The organism is Rhodovulum viride (assembly GCF_003265965.1).
Lineage (GTDB): Bacteria > Pseudomonadota > Alphaproteobacteria > Rhodobacterales > Rhodobacteraceae > Rhodovulum > Rhodovulum kholense.
On record NZ_MUAV01000129.1, the window covers coordinates 1 to 836 of the forward strand.

General features: G+C 72.5%; 1 protein-coding gene. It reads left to right on the forward strand.

The features are described 5' to 3' along the window. Positions 1-67: 67 nt before the first annotated feature. A partial coding sequence (locus BYZ73_RS21400; protein WP_425451109.1) for a phage portal protein occupies positions 68-836 on the forward strand: 769 nt, incomplete at its 3' end.

Sequence of the window (836 nt, forward strand, 5' to 3'; positions counted from 1 at the left end):
CGATCATGGCGCTGGGACGCGCCGAGGCCGAGGCGGGCAAACGCAAGGCACGGGACGTGGCAACGGTATGATCGGACGATTTCTGGGGCGGCGTGCGCCCGCCCGAATGATGCGAACGGAACCGCCGGTTACGGCCGACATGACCTCGGCCATGGCCTCGGCCGGGCCGGTCGAGCCCTCGGGCACGCGCGATCCGTCGCCCTGGCTCAATGATCTCTGGGCGGGCGGGCAATCCCGGGTCCGCTCGCTGCCGGTGGTCACACCGCTGGCCGCCCAACGTCATGCCACGGTCTTTGCCTGCTGCAACGTGATCGCGGGGGATCTCGCCAAGGTGCCGCTGCGCCTTTACCAGCGGACGGGCCCCAGCCGGGCCGAGCCGGTCGCGGACCATGCCGCAACGTACCTCCTCAACACCGAATCCGCGCCGGGCGTGGCCGCGAAGGTGGCGCGCTTTGCCCTCGTCTATGCCTTCGCGCTGCGCGGCCGGGCCTATGCCTATGCGCCCCGCGACGGGGCGGGCGAGCTGACGCTGCTGGAGGTGATCCGCCCCGATCTCTGCGCCGAGCTCCGCGACGGCCGGGCGCGCTTCTATGCCTTCGAGGACGGGGCGGGCATCCAGCGCCGGGCGCCGTCGCGGGCCATGGTGCATCTGCGCTACATGGCCGAGGACGGCTGGACCGGCCGCAGCCCGCTCCAGGTCGCGGCCGAATCCGTGGGCCTGGCGCTCGCCGGTCAGGAGGCCGCGGCCCGCGCCGCCTCGGGCGTGCAGATGCGCGCGGTCCTGAAGATGGAGGATGTCTACGAGGACGATGAGGCCTGGCACCGCAATGCCCGCC